Annotated in this window: 30 protein-coding genes, 2 pseudogenes and 1 other annotated feature; of the genes and pseudogenes, 5 read left to right on the top strand and 27 right to left on the bottom strand. The window is 38.7% G+C overall.

The window, feature by feature from the left end:
- Window positions 1–150: pseudogene (locus ACQKFG_RS25120) on the top strand (NAD(P)/FAD-dependent oxidoreductase); the annotation flags it as partial.
- 265 nt (window positions 151–415) lie between these two features.
- Here the strand turns inward: ACQKFG_RS25120 and argS are convergent.
- The 3 genes from argS to ACQKFG_RS25105 form a co-directional block, all read right to left on the bottom strand.
- Complete coding sequence (gene argS / locus ACQKFG_RS25115) at window positions 416–2,095, bottom strand: arginine--tRNA ligase (RefSeq protein ID WP_427563773.1); 1,680 nt, start codon at window positions 2,093–2,095, stop codon at window positions 416–418.
- A 34-nt stretch (window positions 2,096–2,129) separates the two neighbouring features.
- Window positions 2,130–2,347: a binding site (T-box leader), on the bottom strand.
- 67 nt (window positions 2,348–2,414) lie between these two features.
- Window positions 2,415–2,960: a response regulator gene (locus ACQKFG_RS25110; RefSeq protein ID WP_427563771.1), complete on the bottom strand. Its 546-nt coding sequence runs from the start codon at window positions 2,958–2,960 to the stop codon at window positions 2,415–2,417.
- A gap of 93 nt (window positions 2,961–3,053) precedes the next feature.
- Complete coding sequence (locus tag ACQKFG_RS25105; RefSeq protein ID WP_342614576.1) at window positions 3,054–4,085, bottom strand: fatty acid desaturase; 1,032 nt, start codon at window positions 4,083–4,085, stop codon at window positions 3,054–3,056.
- Window positions 4,086–4,681: 596 nt separating this feature from the next.
- Here ACQKFG_RS25105 and ACQKFG_RS25100 point away from each other — a divergent pair.
- On the top strand, window positions 4,682–6,007 hold the full coding sequence (locus ACQKFG_RS25100) for a glycosyl hydrolase family 18 protein (RefSeq protein ID WP_427563769.1): 1,326 nt from the start codon (window positions 4,682–4,684) through the stop codon (window positions 6,005–6,007).
- Window positions 6,008–6,038: 31 nt separating this feature from the next.
- Here ACQKFG_RS25100 and ACQKFG_RS25095 read toward each other — a convergent pair whose 3' ends face one another.
- The 8 genes from ACQKFG_RS25095 to ACQKFG_RS25060 all read right to left on the bottom strand — a co-directional run bounded on the left by ACQKFG_RS25095 (window position 6,039) and on the right by ACQKFG_RS25060 (window position 12,556).
- On the bottom strand, window positions 6,039–6,935 hold the full coding sequence (locus tag ACQKFG_RS25095; protein ID WP_192206543.1) for a DMT family transporter: 897 nt from the start codon (window positions 6,933–6,935) through the stop codon (window positions 6,039–6,041).
- A 267-nt stretch (window positions 6,936–7,202) separates the two neighbouring features.
- A complete protein-coding gene (locus ACQKFG_RS25090) occupies window positions 7,203–7,406 on the bottom strand; it encodes a zinc ribbon domain-containing protein (RefSeq protein ID WP_192206544.1) in 204 nt (67 codons plus the stop codon).
- A gap of 555 nt (window positions 7,407–7,961) precedes the next feature.
- The gene (locus ACQKFG_RS25085) at window positions 7,962–8,504 is read right to left on the bottom strand and encodes a hypothetical protein (protein ID WP_427563766.1); all 543 of its coding nucleotides are present in this window, start codon (window positions 8,502–8,504) and stop codon (window positions 7,962–7,964) included.
- Window positions 8,505–8,861: 357 nt separating this feature from the next.
- Complete coding sequence (locus ACQKFG_RS25080; protein ID WP_349730241.1) at window positions 8,862–9,818, bottom strand: ABC transporter permease; 957 nt, start codon at window positions 9,816–9,818, stop codon at window positions 8,862–8,864.
- Entirely contained in the window at window positions 9,818–10,750 is a 933-nt protein-coding gene (locus tag ACQKFG_RS25075) for an ABC transporter ATP-binding protein (RefSeq protein WP_192206546.1), read from the bottom strand. The genes ACQKFG_RS25080 and ACQKFG_RS25075 overlap by 1 nt, the downstream gene beginning before the upstream one ends.
- Before the next feature lie 264 nt (window positions 10,751–11,014).
- Entirely contained in the window at window positions 11,015–11,254 is a 240-nt protein-coding gene (locus ACQKFG_RS25070; RefSeq protein ID WP_427563764.1) for a hypothetical protein, read from the bottom strand.
- Between the two features lie 51 nt (window positions 11,255–11,305).
- Entirely contained in the window at window positions 11,306–11,797 is a 492-nt protein-coding gene (locus ACQKFG_RS25065; RefSeq protein WP_427563762.1) for a GNAT family N-acetyltransferase, read from the bottom strand.
- Between the two features lie 105 nt (window positions 11,798–11,902).
- Window positions 11,903–12,556: an HAD family hydrolase gene (locus tag ACQKFG_RS25060; protein ID WP_349730237.1), complete on the bottom strand. Its 654-nt coding sequence runs from the start codon at window positions 12,554–12,556 to the stop codon at window positions 11,903–11,905.
- Between the two features lie 291 nt (window positions 12,557–12,847).
- On the opposite strand from ACQKFG_RS25060, the gene ACQKFG_RS25055 reads away from it, so the two are divergent.
- Window positions 12,848–13,645, top strand: a complete 798-nt coding sequence (locus tag ACQKFG_RS25055; protein WP_192206549.1) for a peptidoglycan-binding protein — start codon at window positions 12,848–12,850, stop codon at window positions 13,643–13,645.
- A 92-nt stretch (window positions 13,646–13,737) separates the two neighbouring features.
- Here the strand turns inward: ACQKFG_RS25055 and ACQKFG_RS25050 are convergent, their stop codons facing one another.
- Together ACQKFG_RS25050 and ACQKFG_RS25045 are read right to left on the bottom strand one after the other, a co-directional pair.
- Window positions 13,738–14,259, bottom strand: coding sequence for a GNAT family N-acetyltransferase (locus ACQKFG_RS25050; protein ID WP_192206550.1), 522 nt, complete (start codon window positions 14,257–14,259; stop codon window positions 13,738–13,740).
- Window positions 14,260–14,270: 11 nt separating this feature from the next.
- Window positions 14,271–15,275 (bottom strand): phosphotransferase enzyme family protein, encoded by a 1,005-nt coding sequence (locus ACQKFG_RS25045; RefSeq protein WP_427563759.1) that lies wholly within the window; start codon window positions 15,273–15,275, stop codon window positions 14,271–14,273.
- A gap of 476 nt (window positions 15,276–15,751) precedes the next feature.
- Between ACQKFG_RS25045 and hepT the strand changes: the two are divergent.
- Window positions 15,752–16,065, top strand: a pseudogene (hepT, locus tag ACQKFG_RS25040) (type VII toxin-antitoxin system HepT family RNase toxin); the annotation flags it as partial.
- An 84-nt stretch (window positions 16,066–16,149) separates the two neighbouring features.
- On the opposite strand, the gene ACQKFG_RS25035 reads toward hepT, so the two are convergent.
- From ACQKFG_RS25035 to ACQKFG_RS25020, 4 genes are all read right to left on the bottom strand, one after another.
- Window positions 16,150–16,344 (bottom strand): hypothetical protein, encoded by a 195-nt coding sequence (locus ACQKFG_RS25035; protein ID WP_192208359.1) that lies wholly within the window; start codon window positions 16,342–16,344, stop codon window positions 16,150–16,152.
- A 55-nt stretch (window positions 16,345–16,399) separates the two neighbouring features.
- Complete coding sequence (locus ACQKFG_RS25030) at window positions 16,400–16,663, bottom strand: hypothetical protein (protein ID WP_427563757.1); 264 nt, start codon at window positions 16,661–16,663, stop codon at window positions 16,400–16,402.
- Between the two features lie 391 nt (window positions 16,664–17,054).
- Window positions 17,055–17,267, bottom strand: a complete 213-nt coding sequence (locus ACQKFG_RS25025) for a hypothetical protein (protein WP_427563755.1) — start codon at window positions 17,265–17,267, stop codon at window positions 17,055–17,057.
- A 58-nt stretch (window positions 17,268–17,325) separates the two neighbouring features.
- Window positions 17,326–17,760: a GNAT family N-acetyltransferase gene (locus ACQKFG_RS25020; protein WP_427563753.1), complete on the bottom strand. Its 435-nt coding sequence runs from the start codon at window positions 17,758–17,760 to the stop codon at window positions 17,326–17,328.
- Between the two features lie 180 nt (window positions 17,761–17,940).
- Here ACQKFG_RS25020 and ACQKFG_RS25015 point away from each other — a divergent pair, with 180 nt between their 5' ends.
- Window positions 17,941–18,807: an SDR family oxidoreductase gene (locus ACQKFG_RS25015; protein WP_427563751.1), complete on the top strand. Its 867-nt coding sequence runs from the start codon at window positions 17,941–17,943 to the stop codon at window positions 18,805–18,807.
- 64 nt (window positions 18,808–18,871) lie between these two features.
- Here the strand turns inward: ACQKFG_RS25015 and ACQKFG_RS25010 are convergent, their stop codons facing one another.
- From ACQKFG_RS25010 to fosM, 10 genes are all read right to left on the bottom strand, one after another.
- Window positions 18,872–19,267 (bottom strand): VOC family protein, encoded by a 396-nt coding sequence (locus tag ACQKFG_RS25010; protein ID WP_427563789.1) that lies wholly within the window; start codon window positions 19,265–19,267, stop codon window positions 18,872–18,874.
- Between the two features lie 50 nt (window positions 19,268–19,317).
- Window positions 19,318–20,217 carry a DMT family transporter gene (locus ACQKFG_RS25005; protein WP_427563749.1) on the bottom strand — a complete coding sequence of 300 codons (900 nt, stop codon included), beginning with the start codon at window positions 20,215–20,217 and terminating at the stop codon, window positions 19,318–19,320.
- Between the two features lie 218 nt (window positions 20,218–20,435).
- Complete coding sequence (locus ACQKFG_RS25000) at window positions 20,436–20,705, bottom strand: hypothetical protein (RefSeq protein WP_427563747.1); 270 nt, start codon at window positions 20,703–20,705, stop codon at window positions 20,436–20,438.
- The gene (locus tag ACQKFG_RS24995) at window positions 20,686–20,901 is read right to left on the bottom strand and encodes a DUF3951 domain-containing protein (protein ID WP_192206557.1); all 216 of its coding nucleotides are present in this window, start codon (window positions 20,899–20,901) and stop codon (window positions 20,686–20,688) included. The genes ACQKFG_RS25000 and ACQKFG_RS24995 overlap by 20 nt, the downstream gene beginning before the upstream one ends.
- 210 nt (window positions 20,902–21,111) lie before the next feature.
- Complete coding sequence (locus tag ACQKFG_RS24990; protein ID WP_427563745.1) at window positions 21,112–21,795, bottom strand: Type 1 glutamine amidotransferase-like domain-containing protein; 684 nt, start codon at window positions 21,793–21,795, stop codon at window positions 21,112–21,114.
- Between the two features lie 265 nt (window positions 21,796–22,060).
- The gene (locus tag ACQKFG_RS24985) at window positions 22,061–23,251 is read right to left on the bottom strand and encodes a macrolide family glycosyltransferase (RefSeq protein WP_427563743.1); all 1,191 of its coding nucleotides are present in this window, start codon (window positions 23,249–23,251) and stop codon (window positions 22,061–22,063) included.
- Between the two features lie 366 nt (window positions 23,252–23,617).
- Window positions 23,618–24,121, bottom strand: coding sequence for a DUF2716 domain-containing protein (locus ACQKFG_RS24980; RefSeq protein WP_427563741.1), 504 nt, complete (start codon window positions 24,119–24,121; stop codon window positions 23,618–23,620).
- A 168-nt stretch (window positions 24,122–24,289) separates the two neighbouring features.
- On the bottom strand, window positions 24,290–25,159 hold the full coding sequence (locus tag ACQKFG_RS24975; protein WP_427563739.1) for a DUF6843 domain-containing protein: 870 nt from the start codon (window positions 25,157–25,159) through the stop codon (window positions 24,290–24,292).
- Window positions 25,160–25,855: 696 nt separating this feature from the next.
- On the bottom strand, window positions 25,856–26,548 hold the full coding sequence (locus tag ACQKFG_RS24970; protein ID WP_427563737.1) for an aspartate/glutamate racemase family protein: 693 nt from the start codon (window positions 26,546–26,548) through the stop codon (window positions 25,856–25,858).
- A 29-nt stretch (window positions 26,549–26,577) separates the two neighbouring features.
- The gene (gene fosM, locus ACQKFG_RS24965; RefSeq protein ID WP_427563735.1) at window positions 26,578–27,000 is read right to left on the bottom strand and encodes a FosM family fosfomycin resistance protein; all 423 of its coding nucleotides are present in this window, start codon (window positions 26,998–27,000) and stop codon (window positions 26,578–26,580) included.

Genomic DNA, 27,000 nt, shown 5'->3' with positions numbered 1-27,000 from the left:
ACACTTGCGAGCCTAGGCCGTAAGGATGCGGTGGCAACCGTTGGGGCCAATAACACTTCCCTTAAAGGCCTGCCGGCTACATTGATGAAAGAAGCGAGTAATGTTCGCTATCTATCACACATCAAAGCCCTATTCAGCTTGGCTTATTAATTCATTATCGCCGTGACATGTTCACGGGTACATGCCTTTATTCCCATTTGGGAGTAAGGGCATTTTTCATTTCAAAAAAGGCGGGCACCCGTCAAAGGGTCCCGCCATATTTCACTCTATATCATCATGTTTCGGAAAAGTAAGCCCGTTGCTTATGGACTCGGTTAATGATTAGTCATCAAGACAAGGAAATCAGATCCATTCAACGGTGGACTTCGAAATCATCGAATAGGCGTTTTTCATTCTTTTTTTGCAGGGTTTGAACTTACATTTTATTCGGCGCTGAAATTCCCAATAAACTTAGCGCATCCTTTAATACAACTGCCACGGAAAAAGCGAATGAGAGCTTCATTTGTTTGCATTCATCTTCAACTAAGATTTTGGTATGTGCATAATACTTATTGAATGCACGCGATAAATGCAAGCTGAATTTCGCGATTTGTGATGGGTCGGCTTGTTCAAATGATTTTTGGACAATGATCGGGTATTGCTCCAACAGCTGGATGACTGGCCACGCATATTCTCCTAAAGCTTCAAAAGTGAGGGACTGCTCTTTAAATTCACCTTTTTCAAGCAATGAGGAAATTCGCGCATATGTGTACTGTACATATGGACCCGTTTCTCCCTCAAAATTCATCATTTGCTCTAATGAAAAATCAATATCATTCATACGGTTATTTTTTAGATCATTAAAGATGACCGCTCCGACACCAACCTGTCTTGCAACGAGTTCCTTCTGTTCAAGCGCTTGATTTTTTTCTTCAATATTGCGCTTCGCAGTTTCGATTGCCTCTGCCAATACATCCGCAAGCAGCACGACTTTCCCTTTACGTGTCGACATTTTCTTGCCGTCTTTTAACATCATGCCAAATGCTACGTGCTGCAAATCTTTTGACCATCCATACCCCATTTTTTCAATGACATTAAAAAGTTGCTTAAAGTGCAGGGATTGTTCGTTTCCGACAACATAAAATGTTTTCTTCGCCCCGTACTGTTTTTTACGATACATGGCTGCAGCCAAATCACGCGTCGCATAAAGTGTCGCCCCATCGGTTTTCGTAATCAAACAAGGCGGCATATCTTCCAATTGCACGACATAGGCACCTTCGGATAGGGTAAGCAAGCCTTTTTCTTTTAGCTCCCCGACAACAGCATCCATTTTATCATTGTAAAACGCTTCGCCGGCATAGGAATCAAAACGGATGCCCAATAAATCATAAATCGTCTCGAATTCTTTTAAAGACGCATCCCTGAACCATTTCCACAGAGCCAGTGCTTCCTCGTCCCCATCTTCAAGAGACTTGAAGCTTGCGCGCGCTTGTTCATTCAACGATTCGTCCGTTTCAGCTCTTTCATGGAACTTCACATAGATCTTCAATAATTCCTGAATCGGCGAAGCCTCGATTGCCTCTTTGTCGCCCCACAGCTTATACGCGACGATCAACTTGCCGAATTGTGTGCCCCAATCTCCTAAATGATTGATACGCACGGCATCGTAGCCATTTTTTTCGGCAATGTTAGCCAGTGCATTCCCTATGACCGTTGAGCGTAAGTGCCCCATGGAAAAAGGCTTGGCGATATTCGGGGATGAGTAATCAATCACGACATTTTCCTGTACAGGCTGCACCGAACCATACTGATCCTTTTCCCTTAATATCGTTTGCAGCACGTTTTCCGTCACCATCTGTTGATTGACGAAGATATTCAGATAACCACCCACAACGTTCACTTCTTGGAGCAACTCACTGTTTAATTGTTGAGCTATTTCAGACGCAATCACCTGAGGCGATTTTTTGAATTTTTTTGCAAGAGTAAAGCACGGAAAGGCGACATCACCTAACTCCATCAATTTTGGCTTTTCCATTAATTTCTCTATTTCACTTGCTTGCATTTCATTGTTCAAAGCAGTTGAAATCAATTCTGCAATTGGCTTATTCATCGACATTTTCCCTCCTAAACAAAAAAGCCCCCGCCTCTAAATAAGAGACGAGAGCATGAATTCCCGTGGTACCACTCTAGTTGCCACAATTGTGACCACTTTCCATTGTTAACGAGGTGACTCCCCGATGTTCCCTACTAAACGTTTCAAGAAATTTCTCCAAAGTGCGCTTCATTCATCCGTCCTGCATTAGGCTCCCACCATCCCTAACTCGCTTTCCATTTCGAAATGAACTACTCTCTTCATCACAGAATTTTCAATATTATCATTTAATCCATCGTACACAATTAAAAAAAACGTGTCAACAGGATTTAAGAAACAAATCCTAACCAGCCGGTAACTTCATTTTATCCTTGATGGTTGAAAAATATTTCCTTACTGTCCCTATTGTGTCGCTTTGCTTATTAGACGCTTCCATTTTGGATTGACCATCGGCTAACAGCCCTAACACTCCCATTTCCCGGTCATTATTGCTGGGAGACTCGTCTATAAGTTCTGGGGAGTATATTCGCTTGCCGTCCATTATGCCGCGAATCGAGCAGGCTAACTCTTCACCCGGGCTATCCTTCAATAAATAACCACTTACATTAGCTTTCAATGCGAGTTGAAAATAACCAGACCTTCGAAATGTCGTTAAAATGACCACTTTGCATTCAAATGACTTTAATGCTTCTGCCGCCTCAAGTCCGCTCATTACAGGCATCTCCATATCCATGATACACACATCAGGCTGTAATTGGTGTACAAGGGCCATCGCTTCTTCTCCATTACTGGCTTGCCCGACAATTTCTATATCTTCTTCAAGATTGAGTAGAGAACTTATTGCCTCTAACAGCATTTGCTGATTCTCTGCAATGACAATTCGAATCATTTTAAGTTCTCTCCTTTATCGAGTTCCTTATATGCAGCAAAGACTCCCCCAAATCCAAGGATTATTAAGGGAGTCCGGAATGATACATGAACGTTACAGTTCAGATTTCACTTGAACGGGAACACTTTTTTTCGTTAAATATTTAATGTCCTTGAAGCTAACAAAATTCTTTGATTCCTCATCCCATAAACGGAAACGTAGTGAGCGCAAGCTTGTCGCAAGAGTAATCGTTGGAACGTTCTCTAAAGGCTCTGTATTATTGTGCGCCATTTCCAATTTATAGTTAGGCACCCTTGGACTTAAATGGTGAACATGATGGTAACCGATATTACCTGTAAGGAACTGCATCAGTTTTGGAAGCTTATAAAAAGAACTTCCTTCCACTGCCGCCAATACATATTCCCACTCCTCATTCTCTTCGAAGTAAGAGTCCTCGAATGTATGCTGGACGTAAAACAGCCAAATTCCCACTGAACCAGAAATCATGAAGATGGAACCTTGAACCAGAAGGAACGACTGCCAGCCTACTGCCAGGCAAAGCAATGCCACTAAAGCGACGATTATTACATTCGTCAAATACGTATTCATCTTTTCCTTCTTTCTAGCACCTTTACGGTTAAATCTGTTTTTAAGAAGGAAAACATAAATGGGTCCCAAACCAAACATAACCAATGGATTGCGATAAAAACGATACGCAAAACGAAGTTTAAGCGGTGCAGCCAAATACTCATCTACCGTAAGGGTCCAAATATCCCCCGTCCCCCGCTTATCCAAATTGCCGCTTGTTGCGTGATGCACAGAATGCTCATGTCCCCATTGATCAAACGGGAATAAAGTCAAAACACCCATGATCGTACCGACTGTTCTATTCGCACGGCGGTTTTTGAAAAATGAATGATGCGTGCAATCATGAAAAATGATGAATATCCTTGTCAAGAAACCAGCAGCAAACACAGCTGGAATTAAAGCTAACCAATAAGAAACGGAAAGACTTATATATGCTAGGTACCATAAAATAATGAATGGTCCCAAGGTATTGATGATCTGCCATATACTTTGCTTTGTCGTTGATTGTTCAAAAGGAGCAATTTGTTTTCTCAAGTTTTTCGTATTTTGCAAGGTCATTATTCAATTGCACTTCCTTTTTATTTGTCGTTATTTCATATTATAAAGAAAATAACCTGAATTTATTAGTACCAGGTGTCATGACTAGAAGATGACAAATGTCATGTACAAGTCATTTTCAGCTGCAAGCGTAAAAAAAGGCCAACCAGTAAAAAATGATTAACCTGTTCATATGTATAGGGTTTCGTTATCTTGAAAAGAACGGAACTGTCAATATCAGCCCTCCAGTCCCAGCAGTAAGCAAAATAATTCGTCCTACCATAGAGTGGAACAACAATACAGAATCATAATTAGATTCCATATTTTCTTCTATATAGAGCCTTTCCACAATGTACCTCTATTTTATAGCGATTCTCCATAGTAAACTAGTAAAGTTAAATTTTACAAAGGGGAATAAAATCATTGTGAAAAAATTCTTTGGATGTTTTATTATATTAAGCCTTCTTTGTATATGCCTCTTTCCACCCAGTGGTCATTCATCAAGCAACACCCTTTACATAGGTTCTGTTAAAGTGGACAATACAAAAGTTTTTAGTTCTCCTAAATTAGGTTCCACTCAATTAAAGCCCTTAAAAAAGGGCGAGGAGTTTCCCGTCATGTCTACTTCCGTCGGAGATTCCGCGGGGCCTATTATCCATAAAGTAAAGGCTGGAAACACATTATGGAAAGTAGCAAATCAATATGGTGTTTCACTAAGTGAGCTGCAAAAAGAAAATAAATTAACTTCGACCGAAATAAATATTGGCCAAAACCTGAAGATCCCCCAGAAATATAAGATCCATAAGGTTGTATCAGGAGATACATTGTGGAAGATTTCCACTAAATATAAGGTAACCACAAGTGATTTGACGAAATTAAACGTCTTACATACGGTTACCCTTAAAGTTGGCCAAAAATTGAAGATCCCGGATTATTATTACCAGGTTCAATTGCTTGATGGGAAGAAGGGATGGATAAAGACATCCCAGCTTCAAAAAAAGGCGCAAAAACCTATCGTCATGGGCTGGACGCATAATGGATCGAAAGAAAACTACACCCAACAAATGAAACAACCTAATTTAAATGTAGTATCTCCCCGTTCCTATACGCTGAAGGATTCCGGTAATTTCGTGTCCGTTTCTGCGGATGCAAAATTCGTCCAAAACGCCCATAAACAAGGAAAACAAGTTTGGCAGCTTATCGGAAATCAATTTGACCCTGTTTTAACTGGTTCTGTACTAGGCAATACAAAAAAGCGCCAGAAATTAGTTTCAGCTTTACGTGATTCACTTGTTAAAACTAAAAGTGATGGAATAAATGTAGATTTTGAAAACATCGATCCAAAAAACAAGAAGGACTTTGTACTTTTCATAGGCGAACTGAAAAAAGCCTTAAAGCCGCATGGAATTAAAGTATCCGTGGATGTCACCCGAGAAAATGAAGACCCTTTTTGGTCAAAAAGTCTGGATAGGAAAGCACTTGGCAAAATAGCGGACTACATCATCATAATGGGTTATGACGAGCATTGGGGAGGGAGCCCGGTAGCCGGGTCCGTTTCCTCGTTACCTTGGATCAAAGAAGGAACGAAGCTTTTAATGAAAGAAGTACCTGCCCATAAGATCATATTGGCTGTACCATTTTATACGAGGGAATGGGTAACCGATTTATCGACCAAAAAAGTGAAAAGTCATGACCGTACCATGGCTGAAGTCAACAAAATCATTTCATCCCATAAACTTAAAAAGGTATGGGATAAAAAGGCTCAACAAAATTACGTGGAGTATACTTCCAAAGGGGAAAAGCATCAAATATGGATAGAAGATAAAAAATCAGTGAAGCTCCGTATTGACCTGGTCAAACAAAATCATCTAGGCGGTGTATCTGCCTGGTACCTTGGATCAGAAACCCCTGACATTTGGGATGTCTATCATTTTAATCAATAGATTGATAGAAAAACCATAAAGAAAAAAGGCCTCACATTGTGTGCGGCCTTTTTTGCATGACATCCTTTTCATTCGGTCTTGTCGTCTTAAGTGAATAGAGCACACCAATAAATATCAATGTAATGCCCAGGATTTGAATCCTGTCCGGTTGAAATCCTGAAAGAAGAATATCCAAAAGGATGGCCACTGCCGGATCGACAAAAATCATGAAAGATACTACATTTGTAGGCAAATGGCGGATACTATTAAAAAACAGCAGATACACGACGCCTGTATGGATGATGCCGGTAAGTACCGTATAAAACCATTCGGAAGATTTTAGCGTTGTGTAGACTGAAAAATCGACAAAAGGAATCAGTAATAGAAATCCAATGAACATTTGCAGAAAGGTGGTCGCGTATACACTTGTCTTTGAAATGCTCTTTCCTAAAAGCATGGTTGCCGCATAGAAAAATGCAGCAATGATCCCATAAATGATCCCTTCCCATTCAGGGGTTGATGATCGAAATCCATCTGTTCCCATAATGAATAATGTGCCAATGAAGCAAAGTGAAATGGCCAGGATGGAAAATAAACTCATTTTCTCCCTAAAGATGAAGCTCCCGATAATGAGTACAATGATCGGCGCTAAATGATAAAGCGAAATGGCAATTGTCACCGATATCAGTTCGAAAGATTTAAAGAGGAATATCCAGTTCAACAAGTTGGCCACCGCGCAGAAAATGATGAGCATTACCTCTTTGGAATTCCATATTTCGTTCTTGAAATGTCCTGTCATCATCCAGGCTGCACATAAGAAAATGGCCGCACAAATGCAGCGAACAAAAACCAATTCCAATGCAGGAAGTCCTGATAGTCCTGAAAAGAAACCGACAGAACCAAAGATCGTCATGGCTAGAGACAGTTGAAGAAGTGCTATTTTATTCATTTCATTCCCCCTCAATAAATTCCCATTTTTTACATTCATACTAACATTTCTTGGGCATGCCGTCACGTGTCATGTATTCGCCCACATGTGATTGGGAATCATTCATGTACACCTGCTATCGCGCGGCAATGTCGTCTTGATCTCGTCTTCCCTTCCTTCTTTTATTTTGGCGACCCAGTCCGGTTCCATCAGTAATTCTCTTCCTAAAATGAAGAAAAAACAAGAACCCCCTTTTCATTAAAAGGGGGTCTCTTGTCATGCCAGTGGTCATCCAAAGAATAGATCTAGCAGATTACTGCCTGCAGATGATTGCCTATTATAAAACTCCGAATAACCGCAATTCTTGCAATACACAACCGTAAATTGATTATTCTGGACATCGAACATTTTTGACAACCCTGTTCCTGTCATGGCTACATCCTTCTTGGCAGCATCATTACTTCCACATTTCATACAACCTTTTTCGCTCATAATCTTTCATCTCCCAAATTTATAAAAATGATAAATGCACTAAATACCGGTGCCCCCAGCACCGTACACAATTAAATATACGGATAAAATAGAAAAAAGTTCCATCCTGCAATGAAAAGTCTACACCTCATCCAATAATGAGATTACCTATCCCAAGTTATGAAAATGTGACGCTATCACACCAGGCCTTTATTCAAGAGGCAACTTTATTTTGGCTAAAAATGATAAAGAACGTTTAAAGGAATCCAATAAACTGGCAAAAAGCAAAAAATCAGCAGAGATAGTTAACGGTGAATAACGCGAAACACATGAATTTCCGAGAATGATATAGTGTAATTAAGGCAAGAATAGAATAGAATAGAATAAAAAAAGGCGAAGTGCTCTAACACCCTGCCCAACCACCGACATTAACTACTAATCCCTCTTAATTGATTGAACATCATCAGCATGGCTTTTATAGTAAGTGATAGATGAGATTTTTTATGAACATAATGTTTATCGCATCGCTTTCTTCAACGGCCGAACCTCTTAATCGAGGACACTTGAGAAAAAACATTACATGACCTCTGCATCGTCCAATCGTATTTCTGCAACCCTTCCACCTGGAGCACACCAAAATTCTAAAGTAATATTCCGTTTATGGTCAATGTAGCCGATAATATCCGCTCCCTGTTCATAACTTTTATAATAATGATCTCCATACTTCGAAAGAACGTCCGCTTTCTTACTCCCTAATTTAATACCTTTGCTTGTTTGCAAGGAGTTTTCAAATGGATCGTCGTCCGTACTTGAAATGATTAACCGCATAATTTTCCCTTTATCCTCGTCTGTATTGCTAGAGGCCGTTTTTAACCCGCCTTTCCAATAATAATAATCATATGCATTATTATTATCTTGATCGATGGGTTCTCCATATTCCCTAATAAATTCTGGACTCGATATGTTATCCAAAACCTTGAATCCCCCGATGGATTCATTGGCCAAATCCGTTGATTTTGTCAATTTTTCAGAGAATGCCGAGTACACATAGAAACCTAATGCTGCTCCAATAATAATAAGTACAATTATGAACTTTCGTTTATCATGCATTTTTCCCATCTTTGAATCTACTCCATCTCTATCGGATTATTTCCGTGGGTCGACTATTCTGTATGGTGCTACTTACTGGCGAGCAGGCAGGAACTGATCCCCATTATGAGTCCTCCGCCTATCCCGATCACTACGCCAACAACTGACCATCGTGAAATGATCATGAGAATCCTATAAGCCCAAATTAACAGAACCTTATTTTTCAATTTACATCCATATGTCCTACTAAATATCCTCATATTATCTTATACGGATAAATATGGATAAAAGTTTCACTTTTTCAAGCAGCAACTGGCTCATGCATTCTATGTTGCATAATAAAAACCGAAATCAGTTACTGATTTCGGTTTTTTCGGTAAGGACTATTTAATTAGTGATATCTTTTTTCTGGAAGAAGAAGAAAGTTAGCGCTAAAAAGATAAGATAATAGATGCCGAGTACACTCATTGAAAATCCAAGTGTAGCTCCATCGAACATTTCCATGGCTCCGGAAATATAGCCCCTTAAATCAAGGTGGGGGAATAAGACGAATTTTAACCACTCGTATTTGCCGATGAATGATTGAATGACCATATTTAATGTCGAGGAAGCAAATAGGATGAAAATGGATATACCTACTGCAAGTGCTTGGTTTTTAAATAATGTGCTTAGCATGAAAGCGATGGTCGTGATGACCAGGAATCCTGGTATCCAGTATACGATCATGTCCACGAAATATTCACCGACTACCACCGGACTGAATTCACCGAAAGATGCGGGATCCATGATTTTGTCTGAATACGAACCATTGCCAAAGAATATGATGCCGATAAGATAACTGAATATAAGTAGGCTCGCAAGTAATAACGCTGCAAATAACAAGGAAGTAATATATTTGGAAAGTAGAATCTTCCAACGTTTATAAGGCCTGATCAACAGTTGTTTAATGGTGCCATCCGAAAATTCAGAGGAAACGAGCGAGCTGCAAACAATAACGACGAATAAAGTGACAAATGATGTTAATGATGTAGTCCATTCCGCCATATAGGTCCAATTCGTGTTCAAGTCAGGGTTTATATCATCAGCCAACAGTTGCTTGTTGAGATTGATATCTTCCATGATCGCGGCTTTTTCATCTTCACTGATTTCCTTAGCTTTCAAAGCCTTTTCCTGTTCTTGTATATCTGCCTTTAACTCTTGCTTCCAATCTTTACCCGATTCTTCGGGACTTAGTTTATAATCGATGACTGCAGTCCCTAATGCTGCCAATAAAAGAAAAGCGATGAATATATAAGTTGATACTTTTGAAAAGATTTTCATCCATTCATTTTTTACTAAGGACATCATACAGACTCCCTCATTTCCTGCTCAGTGATTTCAAAGAATTTATCTTCCAGTGATTTTCTAGTAATGCCAATTTCATAGACATCTAGTTGATTTTCAATAAAACTCCTATTTATATTGGCCGTTTGTTCACGAGAGGCCGATACGGAGATTGTCTTCGCATCATATTTCAGAATCGTAATATCCCCAAACTGTTCTTGAAGGATGTTTTTAGCTAGCTTCCCATCACTGACAGTGAATGAAACTTCATTGATCGTTTCGGTTTTTTCATCTAAAATATGTTCTTTCGTATGTATCAGTTTTCCCTTTTCGATAACGGCAAAACTATCGCACATCAATTGCATTTCCGATAGTAAGTGTGATGAAATCAATATCCCGACGCCTTCACTCGCCAGTACTTTCAAATAATCACGAAACTCGCGAATCCCTTGTGGATCCAAGCCGTTCGTCGGTTCATCAAAAATCAATAACGACGGTTTATGTAAAATGGCCTGTGCCACGCCAAGGCGCTGACGCATCCCTAATGAATAGGTTTTAACCTTCTTATCGATGGCATGATCCAGTTTGACAAGCTTGATGACCTCTTCTATTCTCTCATTGGATATGTCATTGGATGACATTCGGGCATAATGGAGGATATTCTTTCTGCCTGTCATGTACTTATAAAACTCCGGGTTTTCAACAATCGCTCCCAATTGATTCATTGCACCTTCGAAATCATTATCGAGGTCACTGCCATTGATCATGACAGTACCGCCCGTACGATTGATGAGACCTGTGATCATACGGATGATAGTGGTCTTCCCTGCCCCATTCGGACCAAGCAAACCAAATATTTCATTACTTTTTATTTCAAAGCTAACATTGTCCACAATGGTTGCTTTTCCAATTTTTTTAGTTAAGGATTGAACCTTAAGAACCGATTCAGACATATAATACCTTCCTTTTTTTCATTTTTTCCAAAATCACACAAACCCTACATTACCATATAATGCATATTATTACTATACTGATATCCTTCTTTTTGGGTATATTGAACCAATGCCTTCATTGGCGTCACCTTCCCGCCCGCATTATCATAAACACTTTTTTTCCTCGAAATAGCAACAACTCCTATGTACCGTTTTCTTTTAATACGTTTTTGTTTGAATAAAGTTTCAGGGCTATTTCATCTAATCGGGAAAATTCACGGATAATCACAAGCTGAAAAATATATAAGTAAAGCCGATGGAAATGGCCAAGCCTAGTGCAAAAAGAAGGATTTTTCTAACAATAGATGGTAAAAGCCTATATATCATCATTAAAATTACATCGATGAAATTCGTTTGTATTCCTGAGCCGAACTCTTTGATCTCTTTCTTTTTGCCAAAAACGGCGAACCACATTACAAAAAGACCACATAAAATAAAAATGATGGAAAAAATCTTATATCCCATTGTATGCCACCCATTTCCTCATAGGTTTAACGATATTGTTATATTCTTATCTTAACCGGGGTTTCCTGATTCAAGTTTCAAAATGAATTCTTCAACCTCTTCCCCTCTTGCATGGGAATACCCTTTGTCTTCATCGAATCTTTCAAATCCGCATTTTTCCAGAACCTTGATGGATGCGAGATTATCCTTGGCTGCGCGGGCATATAGAGGGAGGACTTTTATTTTCGGCAAAAAATTGAGCAGTGCTTCTGTAGCGATTCCCTTACCCCAATATTGCTTCCCGATCCAATAACTCACTTCAGGGTTACCAAACTGTTCAAACCTGAGAATGCTGCCCGCAACACATCCGTTGTGGATTATGGTCATTTTTTGAATATCCCGGTTCGATAAGATGTTCTTCCAGTGTGTCTCTGTTGGATCCTTGGATGTGAAAGCAGCCATATAGTTTGCGGCAGGATCCAGTTGCTGCTCGAAAAAGATAGGTAGATCACTCTCCTTGACCTCCCGCAGCCGGACTCCTTCGTCATTGGTTTGCAATCCCATAATGTCACCCTCCGCACCAATTCATTAAAAACCGGAAAAACCGAAGACTCTGCCATCTTCGGCGTGGTTTCGTTCCTTTATCATACTATAATTTCCTTCGAAAGCTTATGGGTCAATATGTTTGATAACTTCAGACAAGCTCTTATCCATCATGGATCGGAGGCGTAAATGATGATTTTCAAAAGCTAAAGCTTCCGTAACGGGATTAGGAACGATTACACACTTTAATCCTGCAGTCAGGGCCGCTTGAAGCCCATTTAACGAATCTTCGAATGCTACGGCTTCTGTGGGCCGAATGCCTAGAACTTCAATTGCCTTTACATATAAATCAGGCGCAGGTTTTACTTTTTCAACATCATCCCCTGTGATAAGAACTTCAAAATAGTTTAACAGTCCAAGTTCCCCCAAATGATGAGTGACCCACTCTTTCGTCGAGCTTGAAGCGAGGGCGATTTTATATCCATTGTTTTTTGCTTCTTCTAAATAATCCTTTACACCTTCACGTGCCTGTGATGTTTTCATTTTGACTTCATGAAGGCTTTTTGCTCTGGATTCAATTTCTTCAATATTACAACTTTCCCCCAGCTGATCCTTGAAGTACTGATTAAGTTCAGTATTATCCGTTCCGATACATTTTACGAAATGTTCGAGAGGCAAATCAGATTTATAAAAAGCCATCGTTTCTTTATAAGCCTCATACCAAGCCGTTTCTGTGTCTAAAATTAAACCATCAAAGTCGAAAATAACTGCTTTAATCATAACGATTTCCTCCATTAACCTTGATATGGAATTTCTATTAACATAAACGTACATGAATGAATTCCCTTGTTCAACCAAACGGTTCCGTTCGTTTCACGGGAAGCTTGATTATTTTCCATAATTAGTTAATCACTAAGGATATGGTAACCCGATGTCCGCCTCATTTCTTTTTTATATGTTACATGTTTTAACAATTACTTAGTGCCTTCGCGGTGTTTTTCCTTAACTGCGCCTAAAAGGGTGATAGTTTAACGAATGGTTTAATTGCAGGAAACAACGAGGAGGATAAACATGAAGAAAATTTTATTAACGATCCTAACGGCTTCTGTATTCATTCTAGGAGTTTGTATGCCAACAAAAGGCGAAGCCGCTGCTTTGGATCGCACACTTTCATTTGGAATGAGTAATAGTGATGTTAAAGACTTACAAGAATTATTACTGACAAAAGGGGTTTTTCCCTATCATGAAGCAACAGGTAACTTCGGACCGATTACAAAAGAATCCGTAAAGAAGTATCAGGAAAAATCAGGACTGAAAGTCGATGGAATAGCAGGAACACAAACGAATCAGAAAATACAGGTACTAAAAAGCGGGGATATGGGAAGGCCTGTAGCTGAACTGCAAAGATTATTGAAGGCCTGGGACGTTTACACATCAACGATCGATGGCATTTATGGAACAGGTACAAAGCAAGCCGTCATCAACTTTCAAAAGCAAAAGGGATTATCCGCTGATGGAATCGCCGGTGCACGGACCTTCAGTAAATTAAAAGAAAGAGCAAGTTCAGCTAGCTCTGCCGTTAAAGAAATAACAGTAACAAGTACAGCATATACAGCGAGCTGCCAGGGATGCTCAGGCACTACAAGAATGGGCGTTGACCTAAAAAAATATGATGATGCCAAACTGATAGCAGTCGATCCTAACGTGATTCCGCTAGGCTCCATCGTTGAAGTCGAAGGCTATGGACGAGCAATTGCTGCAGATACGGGCGGCGCCATCAAAGGAAACAGAATCGATGTATTCATCGCGGGTGAAGCGGATGCTTTAACGTGGGGAAGAAAGCAAGTGAACGTGAAAGTAATTAGATGATGCCTAACATAAACAGCGTTTTCATATAAAAATAGATACATAACCAAACCGAAAGAGCATGTATTCAATCCATTCATGCTCTTTTGGTCTGATCAAACCATTTTGTACATGATAATATCATCGACGTATTCACGTTCGCTCATCTTGAATTCCTTTATTTTACGGCCCTCTTCAACAAATCCCATCTTTTTATACAGTGATATTGCCCGCTGATTTGTTGAAAATACTCCCAAGCTCACCTTTTCAATGAACGGATTTGCCTCTGCCCATTCCAATAACGCTTTTAAAAGCTCCTTTCCCATTCCTTTCCCTCTGTAATTTTTCCTGATCATCATTCCAAATGAGCCCTTGTGAGACATTCTCTTTCTATTTTCCGATTGAAACACGATCCATCCAATGACCTCACCATTTATTTCGGCCACGATGATGGTATCCCGTTCATTTTTCAATAACGTTCGTATCCAATCCCTTTGTTGTTCTGGTGTTTTATTGAACTCCTCCGATACCGCAATAAAATACTCTCCTTCGGAAATAACGGAATTCTGTACATCCAAAACCGCTTCCGCATCCGCCAATTCACCAGTCCGAATGATGTGATTTTTCATTTCTGACATTCCAATCCCCCTTAATGAACCATGTTCGGATCGAAGTGAACAATAGGACGGCTTTCGATGATTCTTTGTTCGATCTTTTTCACGGTTTTGAATAATTGACCATCCGCATTGTTCAAATCATACTTTTTATGAAAAAAATTATATAACGTTAGGTCCCTTAACTTTAAAAATAGAGGAATCGATTCGTATGCTTCAGGTGCCAGGATATTTTCCGTCTCATAGCCTTTTATGAATGCTCTCATGAACTTGGTGGCATATTCATCAAGCCCTTTTATCCCTTCACGTTCCAAGCTCCATATCAGATAGTACAGAGGGATGGCCAAATCGCTGGCAAACCAGTGATAAGAACAGTCATCAAAGTCAAAAACATGAATCTTCCCCTCATGAAAATGGAAATTGCCGTTATGTATATCAGAATGGATCAATCCAAAATTATCTTGATGAACTGGAAGGGCATCTAAATTCTTCTTGATTAATTCCTGTTGGTGCATCAATTGCTCTGGAACATCGGATTGATAGAGTTCGGCATTCAATAGTTCCTCTTCATGCCAATCCAGCCTTCTATATTTTGTTTCAGGCTGATAATTTTTTGTTTGTTTATGCATTTGGCCAATCGTTCTTCCCCATTCAAAAAATAAAGGTTCATCGAAATTTTCATCGGTGACTTTCATCCTTACACCAGGAGCTTTTTCAAACAGGCAACAATAAAATTCCGTACCATCCGAACCCTTTACAGTTTCAACTAAGTTATTTTCTTTCGAAGAGAGAACTTTAGGAATCTCACAACTATTATTCTGTAAATATTCAATCCACTTTAACTCAGCAAGGACTTGACCTTTTGTACGATGCGATTGATGTGTCATTCTTAAGATGTATGGCGTTCCATCCCTGTAAACCTCAAATACATAGTTCTCTGCATCTCCTAGTTTAACCGGATCCCCAGCATTCACTTGAAAAAAATGCCCGGCCAATTTCACCAATTCCATAGAAAAAATCCGCTCTACAGATGCTTCCATGATCATCACTCCTTAATGATATTGCTAAAAAAAAGGCTGTTTTCGCATACTTTGTTGCGATTTAACAAGTAATGCGGTGTGGTTGATTTCTCCTCCAGATGCTCGCTTTCCGCGGGGCGGGCAGGAGTCTCGCACTTGCGCTCCAATCAACCTTAAATCGTTTCGTTTTAAAAACAACAATCTTTACGAAAAGAGCCAAAAATAAAAAACTATACTATGCTTTATACGATACCAAAATGCCTTTTCCCTTTATTTGTATATCATTCTTTTTTATAAATCCTGGATTTTGCTCCCTTCCCTGAAGCAGGGCTCTTCGGCCACCCTAAATGAATCCATATTTTTCATAGGATTTTTTTGTGGCCAGTACGCTAAATTGAATGAGGAGCGTGAAATTATCTTTAAAAAAACAGAGGAAAGTGGGTCCATTTACGGAGAATGATGTGATTTTGAACAAGACCAGTGTAATCGAGCGTTGCATGAACCGCGTTAAGGTTGTATCCAGAAAGCCTAAAGGACTTCCATCATCCTTAATATACAACGCACATGCGAATCCTCGATTGACCTGGCCATGCATATTGTAGCTGATCAAAAATCAAGCAGGGATGCTTTTGATATGTTGAAGGACCATTCGGTTATTGATGAAGATATAGCTAGGCGCTTAAAAGCTATGGTTGGATTTAGAAACATTGCTGTTCATGATGACCAAAACATTAATTTAGACATTTTAGAACAAATCGTAGTGAATCATCTCAGCGATTTCACTGCGTATACAAAACAAATCCTGAATTTCCAAGGTATCCGTGAAAGAGGTTCCAACGAAAAGCTCTTGCTTTTTCATACTTCAAAAAAAACGCCCTATAGGGCGCGTCCAAAATCATGTTTCCGTTTCTTCTTCATTTGCTATTTTATTGAACTTCAAGATCGTTTCTTCGATTACTGGATTATTGAATTCCTCTTGGATGGCTGATTGTACAAATTTATCTTCACCATTCATTTCATCCCAAGCATTAACTTTGTAATCTGGATCCCGACGATTTGATTTACCGTTTTGTTCCTCATTATTTGACAACTGTCTTCACCTCTTAAACATAGTAGAGTTCGAACCAATCATAAGCAGAAGAGTTTTAATAATCATCCTTGATTGAAATGGGTGAACCCGTTGAGGTATGTTGATTAACCCAGTCAAGCGACACTTTTGAAACGGCATTCCACTCAGGTATTTGTGCTTTATGCTGTTCCACCCAGCTCATGCAATATTGCGGGTCTATATTGCTTTCTTGCGATTTCGCCAAGAATGACTGAATTGTTGCTTCGGTACAGTTTTCCCATGATCCACATGTATCCTGCCAAATATGCTCCATTTTCATTTGTATATTATCGTTAGCCATTGGGTTTCCTCCTTAAATGAATGTTACTTTTTGATATCTTAATTAAGTATGTCCAAGGCTAAATAAATCATTACAAAAATGTTCAAATAGATCTTTTCAGCGAAAGAATGAATTTACAGTTGTAAAAATGATGAATATTTGATTTTGATTAACAAAATCCGCCAGCACCAATAATTGCTTATGAAAGCAAAATTATTGCCTTCTTCAATCTCTTCAATTGTATTGAAACAAACCAAAATACAGAAAATTCACTCGTGAATTCCACACTTTCACTCATGAATCGGCGATTTACTCGTGAGTTTTAAGCATTTACTCGTGTATTTCACACTTTTACTCGTGAATCGGCGTTTTACTCGTGAGTTTAGCCGATTTACTCGTGAATTTCACACCTTTACTCGTGAATCGGCGATTTACTCGTGAGTTGCAGCAATTTACTCGTGAATTTAGCCGATTTACTCGTGTATTTAGCCTGTTTACTCGTGAGTTTTAAGCATTTACTCGTGAATTTAGCCGATTTACTCGTGAGTTTTAAGCATTTACTCGTGAATTCCACGCCTTTACTCGTGAGTTTCACCACATAGTGGACGATGTGTCTTACATTCACTTCATTACTTCTTTTGTTCCCCAACATAAAAAAAAGCTGATTACTCAGCTTTTTCCACTTACAGCGTTTTTCTAAATGAGTAGCACCATTTATCATAATCCAATTTCTCTTCGTAGAAACGGTGGGCATCGTTTCGCTGGATTCCAGATTCCAATGCCACATAGGCAGCTCCGTTTTCTTTTGCCCAGTCATGTAAATAATTCAATAACTTCTCTCCATATCCAAATGAACGGTGGGAAGAATCTGTTACAAGGTCATAAATAAATACGTGACGTTTATTATAAAAGTTCACTCTCCAGCTTAAACCAGCCAAGGATACAACCTGGTTATCCTTATATAAAGCAAACAAACGGTACCCATCTTTCTTCATTTCTTCAAGTAACTCCAGATATGTTTTTTGAGTTAAGTCAGTACGCAGCTGATTCATGATTGGAAAGGCTTCTAACCATTGTTCTTTATTGGTCAATTCTTGTATTGTTTCTATCGAATTCACATTAACACCCCTGAAAGTTTTATTAGCATGTATTTCAACTTCCAACGCCGTAATTCCTTTCTTGCTTCGATATTGCTGTAATCGTTTGCAAAATTAATCGATCGGAATCATGATGTTTAACCGTACTTTTTTACGGCTAAAGTATGACTAGATCAATAGTTTAAGAGGAGGAGATTTTCTTTGAATATATATGAACAGCAAAAAAACGGACAGCCCGGACAAACACAGGAAAGACAGCCTGGCATTGAATCTGAGATGAATCCACTTCCGATTCAGCCAAAGGATTACATAGGAAGCGGTAAGCTAAAGGATCGCGTTGCCTTGATAACAGGCGGAGATAGCGGCATCGGACGTGCGGTTGCCATCGCTTATGCAAAGGAAGGCGCCCATGTGGTTGTGAATTATTTAGATGAGCACGGTGATGCCGAGGAAACGAAGCAGCTGATTGAAGCGGAAGGCGTTCGCTGCCTCTTGCTTCCAAGTGACGTTTCCGTGAAGGCGAATTGTAAGGAATTGATTACGAAGACGTTGGACGAGTTTGGAAAGCTGGACATCCTCGTCAATAATGCAGCGGTGCAATTCCCGACGGAAAACATTGAGGATATCACGGACGAGCAATGGGACAAAACGTTCCGCACCAATATTTATTCAGTTTTTTATATGAGCAAGCACGCGGTTCCTCATATGAAACAAGGTAATTCAGTCATCAACACAACATCGATCAACCCATATAGAGGACATGCAACATTGATGGATTATACAGCGACAAAAGGGGCAATCGTCGGATTCACACGCAGCCTTGCACAGAATGTGGCTAAAAAAGGGATCCGGGTCAATATGGTGGCACCAGGCCCGATTTGGACTCCGCTCATCCCGGCGACGTTCGACGAACAATCCGTAGCCGAGTTCGGTACCGAGGCACCGCTTGGCCGCCCTGGGCAACCGGCTGACCATGCAGGCGCATATGTGCTGCTGGCATCTGATGAAGGTGCTTATATAACGGGGCAGTGCATTCACATCAATGGCGGGATCACGATGTCCTCATGAACCCCAAACGACCGAAAAGCATGGTGCTTTTCGGTCGTTTTCATTTACATTGCTAAATCGAAATTTAATTTCCTATGCCGGGTGAATTCATTAAAACTATTCTCCAACCATCCGGATCTTCAATGGTAACACCTGATTTCTCCCAATATGGATTTTCTGGAGAAACCGGTTGATAGCCCATACCTTTCAATCTATTCGTGATTTTCTCAATGGCTTTAAGTTCAGGAATATAAAAGACAAGCAGATTATCCTTTGATGGGGCAGGACAAGGACTGCCATCTTTATGCTGGGTAAACTCCAGATGATACCTGGAATCTGGAAGCCCAATCATGATGCCGTCATATCCTTCATGATCTTCAAAAGACCCGATTTTTTTCAAGCCCAATCCTTCACAATAGAAGCTTACAACCTTTTTAAGCTGATCAGTAGGACGTGCAACCCGGATTTGCGCTACTTTCATTTCATTTGACCATTTACTTTCCATTGTCCCATCCCTCTCTGTAAATCGAACTATATTTCTTCTTTCAAGTTACTTTTACCAATATTCATACCAAAACCTAATGCAATAGCGGCACCTAAACAACTGAACAGGCAGCCAGCTCCCAAGAAAATGGATGGATCTGATTCACCGATCATCACTGAAGCTATACCTCCAATTGCCGGAAAAAGGGCAACCATGTATCCACTTTTCGCCCCGCCTATTTTTTCTACAAGCTTGAGGTAGAATAGCCAAGCTCCAAAGGAAGCGAATATAGTTAAATAGAACAAAGCAGATAAATAGGTAATAGATGTCGGTAAAGTGACTGCTTGTCCTTGAATGAACACAATTGCCGCTAAAAGAATTCCTCCTACCGCAAATCCAAGTGCATTAGCATAGATTGGGTTTACTTTCTTCCTGGCATTTCTAGCTGAACTTGCATCACCCAATGCAGTAAGGAGGGTACCAAGAACAGCCATCATGATACCCTTTATATCATTGAATCCATGAACATTATTTAAACTCGGGTAAATAACAATACAAACAGCCAGCACACCAATTATCCCACCAATTAAGATACGTGGATGTAATGGCTCCTTCAAAAAAACACGAAGGGCAATGGGTGTTAAAATGACTTTCAATGAAAATATTAAAGTAACCATGGCCGCTGAACTTAAGATAGTGGCGTAATAAAGGCATAAATAGCTTAAAGCAAAATTACAAGTTCCAAACACAATAATAAATGGAACATCCTTTTTCTTTGGTTTTCCTTTAGGTCTAAGAATGCACAATAAAATGAAAAATAGGATGGCCGTCAAACCTAAACGATATGTTAAAGATAATTCTAAACTTACAGGTGTACCTTGAATCTTAACGGCAATAAAATTAAGTCCCCATACTAATAAACAAAATATGTACATAAAGTTAGTCATGATAAAATGACCAATTTGCGATATTGCTCACTTTCTATCAGTTTATTAAACTCATCGTAAATGATTTTCCCATCCATAATTTAACCGCCTTCTATTAAAAATCACATCCGGTATTAACGTAACAATAAAGTAAATATTACCAATCCAAAAGGAATTGTCAATATATAAAAATACCTTCCGAAAAAGCTCTCCAGTTAAAATGGAGAGCTTATCATTGGCTAGTCTATTGGCTTCAGACTGCAGGCAAACTCGGTAATAATTGAGTTTGTCTGCAGTTTTAAAAAAACGTTCCAGTTGATTTCAGAAATTCGCTCCCTATCCGCCAACTTGCCAAGTCTCATCAAAGTAGCGTCTGTGGGGTCTTGGCTAGCAAATTTCTTCAATCCAATGAGGGTTTTATAAGTAAGGCTGTTCACATACATTGTTGCCTTCTCGAACTGTACTCCTGTTGAAAAATAAAAGACCGCTTTAAACGGTCTTGTCGTCATTTGATTTCTCTTCATATTGAATATGATGCTTGGTATCATGTATTGGATTATCTTGTTGTATATCGTCATCTTTAATTCCCATTGTGATGTCATCATAAGGTGTGTATCTATTTGAAGGTATTGATTTCTTTTTAATCATCCGATAACAAACAAAGCCTATTACAAAAATAATGAATAGAGAAAAAACATATGTCATTTAATCACTCCTTAAATAGATTCACTAATTTATTCATCACAAACCATACTATCCCTCTATCCAAAACAACAAACTTTACGCAAACAGCCAAAGTAAAAAAACAAAAAGTTTAACTTAGTCTTGCTTTAAAACTGGGTTTCGGGACCGAACTCCCTCTTGTCTACAACCTGCACTAACGACTATTAGCCTTTAAAGCTGGCCTGTCCAGTTTCAACCAATTCCTTCAGTCCCCCGCCAACCTGCATTTGTTTTTATGACTTGGAAGTTCACAATCCCCTTTTTCATATTTTGAAAGGAATAGATATCGTTTGTAACTTTAAATGGTTCCCCATTCTTGGAGAAAATTGCACTTCCATTCGGTATTGCATATATCTTTCGTTCATTTGATAGGGGAATTAATTCTCCATCTATAATATCCTCGTAATGGACCTCAACACTAAATCCGACTAACCCCAAGCCCTTGATCACTATCGTTTCTGGATAGTCTTTATCTTTTGTTATTATGCAATCCTTGCAGAAAGCTAATGACCCCGCACTATATCCAATGATTAAACCTTGAAAGTCTTTGATAATTGGGGCAAGTCCTTTTTCCTCTATTACATGGATCAATCTTTCTGGCTTTCCACCAATAAAATAAAGAATATCATGTTCGATTATAGAACTTTTCATTTCAGTGTCCGAAAGGTCTTCGTTTAATAATTCAATACTTACATTGTCCATTATTGAAAAGGCTTGTTTGATACTTGCCATCCAACTTTCATACCTGGAATTTTCGGTTGCAAAAGGGATTATCAAAAGCTTAGCTTTAGGTTTAATCATTTTTGACAGTTCCAGGAACACTTCACCTAATTCATTATTCGTCTGATTTCCGCCGCCAATAAAACAAATATCCATATATGTCCCCCATTTATTCACATGCCATTCTCTTAAAACATTCTATGTAAAAAGGACAATACCTTTATATGCCACCGCAAATCAACCTGATAGTTGCATAAAGAAAAAGCTGCCTTAAAGACAGCTCCGATCATCAGCTAAAGCACCTGTTAGTTTAACAAGGTTTAAATGATCCCCGACGTAATATCTTTTGAAACATTCTCGGTTGATGTTTTTCAAAACCTTTTATATGTCACCGATAATAAAAGATGGGAAATTTTTATATTTAGATATCATATTGACTTTTAAATTCAAAAATCTCTTCAACAGCTTTGTGATATCCACCCGATTTTTGAAAGGATTCCCTTATATATGAAACATCTTTATGGAAAGTTGGGTCGTTTAACACATGATCTGCGGCCTCACGTAGCTGATTTGCATTCAAGCTTTGCATTTGTAATTTAATACCTGCTCCGATATTGGCAACTTGCTCTGCAATAATTGGCTGATCCGCGCTTTGTGGGATTACAATTAGCGGAACCCCGTAGTAGAGTCCCTCATTGGTACTATTCATTCCACCATGTGTGATAAATAACTTAGTGTATTTTAGCACTTCCGTTTGTGGAACATATTTTTTTACAATGAAGTTTTGGGGAATCTCTCCTAAATCAATTAGTGGGGTTTGTTGACCGATCGACATTACAACCGTGTGAATGCTATTTCCAAATGCTTCAAAACAAAGCTTATAAAAATCAACATCACGGTTAAAAACTGTCCCGAGTGAAATGTAAATGGGACTTTTTCCTTTGATAGCAGCAAGGTCAAAGTCATCCTGTTTTAATCGTGAAGAGATGGATGGACCTACAAATTTGTAAGTTTGGTCGAATGCTTCTCCAAAAGGTTGAAATTCTCTCGTTGTATAAACGATTGTAAGTGGTGCAGGATTACAAAAAACTTCGTAAGGAGAATGGATCTCCACATCATATTTCCCCTTCACCATTTCCGTCAGGCTTTGAAATTCATCGTATATACGTGCAGGGATTTCTTTAGAAAGCTGTTCCAACATTTTATCGAATGATGCTTTCGTCTGCGCAAAAGAAGTACAAGAATTGATTGCAGGAAGCTTAAGGATTTGGGCAAGTAAACGGCCACAACCAAACATGGAATCGTGGATGATGTAATCAAAATGCTCTCCCTTGATCTGTTCAAGAACGCTAGGTATGACGATATCTGCCGTACGTAAAAGACCGTTGATTCTTTCGAGTAAATAATTTCTCCCGCCTGAGATAAAAGCTTTTATAAATTTTTCACCGTCAAATGTTCGTACAGTGGCTCCCGTCTTCTCAATACGCTCTCGAAAAGCTTCTATCGTAAAGTACACTACCTCTTCTCCACACGAAATAAGCTCTTGCACAACTCCAAGAGTTGGATTGACATGTCCTTCTGATCCACCATTAATAAATAAAACACGTGCCATTTTATCACTCCTTAGGTAATTCTGTAAGAGTATTGTCACTGTCCCATACCCTTCCCAACTCAAATAATTAAATTTATCATAGTACAATACTTGAAAACCTCAAACTCCTAATCATCCTTGTCATCTAAAATTAATATCGTTTAGGCACCATTCTTCTTTTAATAAGGCTCTTTTCGTAAAGATTGTTGTTTTTAAAACGAAACGATTTAAGGTTGATTGGAGGATAAAGGGACAATACCATGAAAAATAGGTACTGTCCCTTTATTAGTAAAATGCTTATTCAACTAAACAGCCCCTAGAAGAAAAAGCTTCCTTAAAGTCAGCTCTGATCTTAAGCAAACGCACCCGTTTATTCAACAAGGCCCATTATCCCTGACGTAATTTCTTTTGAAACATTCTCGGGTGATGTTTTTCAAAACCCTTTATCAATTCTTTTCCAAAAATAGTGATGGTTTCTTGCCATGGGTGTCCTAATAATCCCCATTCAAAATTCTTATGAATAAAAAAGTAATAATCACCGTTTGGAAAAATAGGTACTGTCCATTCATCAAATTCACTTTTCGGAAACTCCATACGGGGGTTTATCCAATAATCTTGATGTTGCCAATCTAACGCATACATATATTCATTTTTCTGTGTGAGTTCTTGAAAAGCAAGCAATGACTTATCCTCTAGATCTTTGTAAATCTCATTATAAGTATTTGAATCTCCGGACCAATTTAAATACGGGGATACATCGTATGTGATAAATGGATTGGGTACTTCAAAAGATGGGAAGTTTGATATGCTTGGTTCAAAATTAAATTCATTATATATCCTATCCCATACCTCTTTGTATTCTATTGCAGATAATTCAATCCAATTTTCCATTTGAATAGCCACCTTTAATATGCTTTTAACAGGGGTATTATATCATTTATTGTTCAACTACCCGTCCTGTTAAAAGAGCTGCCGATGCAGCTCTCAATATTGAAATTAAACACCCGCTCTTTAAATAGCGAACTATATTTAAGTATCATAATCAGGAAATAATCCCATTTAGTTTTTAGGTTTATCCAATCCTTCTTCTTTAATAATCCCTTCTAACGAGATTCCCCGGGGCAAATCAGGGTCTCCATCTACCGTAAACGTTTCACTGCAATGTGTATTTGTTACAGTAAAATAGGTGCTGGAGTACTCGTAGTCATCTATTTGTACACCTTCCGAACCTCCATAATTAATGCAAGAGTCATCAATTCTTTCTTTATTTCCTTCTTTATCAATATAAAAATATTGATTATTAATAATCCCCTCTTTTTCAGGAAGTGGGCTGAGTATGTATCCTTTTTCATTCATTCGATAAATATCAAAGTCTTCACTTTTTTTAGGTCTTGGAGCATCCTTGATATTGTATACCACTCTAACTTCACCCTCATACCCTTTTGGAATGAGATAGACTTCATTTGTATGCTTTTCAAACAATGGACCCGAAACAGTCATTGACCCATATATAGCTAAAGAGAATAAGATAACGGTAGATAGCGTGTTCGTAATCATTACCTTGTTGGCCGGCTTTATCCCCCTATTGTGTTTTCTCATTCTCTGCCATTCTTCTGATAGGAAGAAGAGCAAAGAGCAGATGACCGCATAAATTCCGAGTTCTCCTAATAATATCGAGGGCAGAAAACCAAACACCAGATAGAACAAGGATGCGAAAATAAATCGATTCTTTCCGATCTTCATTGTTACAAAATCCGAAAGAAAGGAAACGGGTATCCCGTAAACAACATTGCCTATGAAGGCATATACCATCACGAATATAAAATAGATTGGCAAACCTGTTCGAAGTTCCAATAGGAGAAAGAACCCTCCTAGAATAATGCTGACAATCAAGACAGATTTAAGCTTTGTGGAAAGCATATCTTTCATTTTTATTCCCCTTTTGTTTTATCATCTCTACATTCGTACACAGAGCCTTAATCAAAGCCCTTGCAAACCATTTATAAAGGGATTAAGTCATATGCCCATTGGTGAAAACATTCAATTAGCATATAGTATCCTCTCTCCTCGTCTCGGTTGATTGATCCACATTGCTGTCTACTTTCATGGGATTATCCTGTCAGCACAATATTGTAGAAAATGTTTAAAGTTTGAAGAAAAGCTCCTGTGCCTGATTAAATAACCTTAAAGTAATGTAACCAGGATAAGATACTTGGGATGGATAGATAATAAATGTTTATTAGGCATCCTAAAATCATTACATACTTTATGAATCTTTTCTTAATAAGAATGGACAAAAATAGCCCCATAACCGGCAATAGAATAACTGCTAGTTGTATCGTTATATTAGCAAAATTGTTCATCCCCCAAGGACTTACATTCAACATCCCCCTATTATGGATGAACAAAAAAGTTCCTGATAAGATCCAAATCAAACTAGTAATAAATATAGATATTAGGTTTCTCACCTTTATCTCCCCTTACAGAGTCCCCAGTCCTCTTAGTGAAACTTTAACACATCATTCCATTTATTTGGTTACATATTAAAAATCCCTCTGAACTAACCTTCCCCCTTTAACTCCACAAAAAAAAGGCTGCTGCAGCAACCCTTTTTTTGAAGCACAGTCATTTTCCCAATGCCATATTAACAGTATCAACGGCATGGATTACGGCCGTATCAAATAATGGCACTTCTGAATCCTCTTGTTTTACCAATAATCCAATTTCGGTGCAGCCTAATATTATTCCTTCCGCTCCATCATCAACCAACCCCTTGATGACCTTTTTGTAATGATCTCTTGATGATTGTTGGATTTCCCCTAAACATAATTCTTCATAAATTACTTGATTGATCACTTTTCTATCCTCTTCATTTGGTATCAAAACCTTGATACCATTAGACTCAATTCGTGTTTTATAAAAGTCTTGCTCCATCGTATATTTAGTGCCAAGTAAACCAACCGTACTGATTTTGGACTTTTGAATTTGTTTTGCTGTTGAATCAGCAATGTGTAAAATCGGTAAACTGACTTTCTCTTCAATATATCCGACCACTTTATGCATCGTATTTGTACAGATGACAATCATTTCGGCACCTGCCTTTTCCAAAGATAGAGCTGCTTCCCCTAATAATTTACCGGAACTATCCCAATCGCCTTCAGCTTGATAGCGTTCGATTTCTTCAAAATCCACGCTATATAAAATGCACTTGGCTGAATGCAATCCTCCCAATTTGGCTTTCACTTCCTCATTGATGAGTCGATAATATTCCAGCGACGATTCCCAGCTCATTCCGCCAATAAGGCCAATAGTTTTCATAATTATTCCCCCTTTTCATCGTTTAATTATCAGTCGAAAAACTCCATATGTGCTTTTTCTTGTTTGTAGTAATCTATTCTATTCTGTAAAGTACCTGTATGAAACTCGAACTTATGACCATCTGGATCAGTGAAATAAATGGACTTCTTATCTTTTTCATCCCTTGGACGTCCTGACAGGATGCTAACATTCAATTCCTTTAGTTTCTCGTACATGTTCATAAAGTCAGCTTCTTCTATGGAAAATGCTATATGTGTGTATGATTGGCTGATTTCATTACGGGGTATATCCGTTTCTGCATTCAGGGCTAGCCACATTCCATTCAAGTCAAAATAGGCAGTGTTTCTCCCCTTAACTAACAATTTTGCATCAAAAACATTTTGATAAAACTCTATGGATCTCTCTAAATCGGAAACTGAAAATAAAAAGTGATTCAAACCTTTTATAAACAC

The sequence above is a fragment of the Peribacillus sp. NPDC076916 genome, from assembly GCF_050269675.1.
Classification (GTDB): domain Bacteria; phylum Bacillota; class Bacilli; order Bacillales; family DSM-1321; genus Peribacillus; species Peribacillus aracenensis.
The sequence above is the reverse complement of the archived record's forward strand: the minus strand, read 5'-3'. Positions and strand labels throughout refer to the sequence as shown.

Bases quoted from the DNA above. Each gene is read 5' to 3' on its own strand.
- argS (WP_427563773.1), bottom strand. From the start codon at position 2,095: ATGTCGATGAATAAGCCAATTGCAGAATTGATTTCAACTGCTTTGAAC.
- ACQKFG_RS25110 (WP_427563771.1), bottom strand. From the start codon at position 2,960: ATGATTCGAATTGTCATTGCAGAGAATCAGCAAATGCTGTTAGAGGCA.
- ACQKFG_RS25105 (WP_342614576.1), bottom strand. From the start codon at position 4,085: ATGACCTTGCAAAATACGAAAAACTTGAGAAAACAAATTGCTCCTTTT.
- ACQKFG_RS25100 (WP_427563769.1), top strand. From the start codon at position 4,682: ATGTCTACTTCCGTCGGAGATTCCGCGGGGCCTATTATCCATAAAGTA.
- ACQKFG_RS25095 (WP_192206543.1), bottom strand. From the start codon at position 6,935: ATGAATAAAATAGCACTTCTTCAACTGTCTCTAGCCATGACGATCTTT.
- ACQKFG_RS25090 (WP_192206544.1), bottom strand. From the start codon at position 7,406: ATGAGCGAAAAAGGTTGTATGAAATGTGGAAGTAATGATGCTGCCAAG.
- ACQKFG_RS25085 (WP_427563766.1), bottom strand. From the start codon at position 8,504: ATGGGAAAAATGCATGATAAACGAAAGTTCATAATTGTACTTATTATT.
- ACQKFG_RS25080 (WP_349730241.1), bottom strand. From the start codon at position 9,818: ATGTCCTTAGTAAAAAATGAATGGATGAAAATCTTTTCAAAAGTATCA.
- ACQKFG_RS25075 (WP_192206546.1), bottom strand. From the start codon at position 10,750: ATGTCTGAATCGGTTCTTAAGGTTCAATCCTTAACTAAAAAAATTGGA.
- ACQKFG_RS25070 (WP_427563764.1), bottom strand. From the start codon at position 11,254: ATGGGATATAAGATTTTTTCCATCATTTTTATTTTATGTGGTCTTTTT.
- ACQKFG_RS25065 (WP_427563762.1), bottom strand. From the start codon at position 11,797: ATGGGATTGCAAACCAATGACGAAGGAGTCCGGCTGCGGGAGGTCAAG.
- ACQKFG_RS25060 (WP_349730237.1), bottom strand. From the start codon at position 12,556: ATGATTAAAGCAGTTATTTTCGACTTTGATGGTTTAATTTTAGACACA.
- ACQKFG_RS25055 (WP_192206549.1), top strand. From the start codon at position 12,848: ATGAAGAAAATTTTATTAACGATCCTAACGGCTTCTGTATTCATTCTA.
- ACQKFG_RS25050 (WP_192206550.1), bottom strand. From the start codon at position 14,259: ATGTCAGAAATGAAAAATCACATCATTCGGACTGGTGAATTGGCGGAT.
- ACQKFG_RS25045 (WP_427563759.1), bottom strand. From the start codon at position 15,275: ATGGAAGCATCTGTAGAGCGGATTTTTTCTATGGAATTGGTGAAATTG.
- ACQKFG_RS25030 (WP_427563757.1), bottom strand. From the start codon at position 16,663: ATGGCTAACGATAATATACAAATGAAAATGGAGCATATTTGGCAGGAT.
- ACQKFG_RS25010 (WP_427563789.1), bottom strand. From the start codon at position 19,267: ATGAAAGTAGCGCAAATCCGGGTTGCACGTCCTACTGATCAGCTTAAA.
- ACQKFG_RS25005 (WP_427563749.1), bottom strand. From the start codon at position 20,217: ATGACTAACTTTATGTACATATTTTGTTTATTAGTATGGGGACTTAAT.
- ACQKFG_RS25000 (WP_427563747.1), bottom strand. From the start codon at position 20,705: ATGACGACAAGACCGTTTAAAGCGGTCTTTTATTTTTCAACAGGAGTA.
- ACQKFG_RS24995 (WP_192206557.1), bottom strand. From the start codon at position 20,901: ATGACATATGTTTTTTCTCTATTCATTATTTTTGTAATAGGCTTTGTT.
- ACQKFG_RS24990 (WP_427563745.1), bottom strand. From the start codon at position 21,795: ATGGATATTTGTTTTATTGGCGGCGGAAATCAGACGAATAATGAATTA.
- ACQKFG_RS24985 (WP_427563743.1), bottom strand. From the start codon at position 23,251: ATGGCACGTGTTTTATTTATTAATGGTGGATCAGAAGGACATGTCAAT.
- ACQKFG_RS24980 (WP_427563741.1), bottom strand. From the start codon at position 24,121: ATGGAAAATTGGATTGAATTATCTGCAATAGAATACAAAGAGGTATGG.
- ACQKFG_RS24975 (WP_427563739.1), bottom strand. From the start codon at position 25,159: ATGAAAGATATGCTTTCCACAAAGCTTAAATCTGTCTTGATTGTCAGC.
- ACQKFG_RS24970 (WP_427563737.1), bottom strand. From the start codon at position 26,548: ATGAAAACTATTGGCCTTATTGGCGGAATGAGCTGGGAATCGTCGCTG.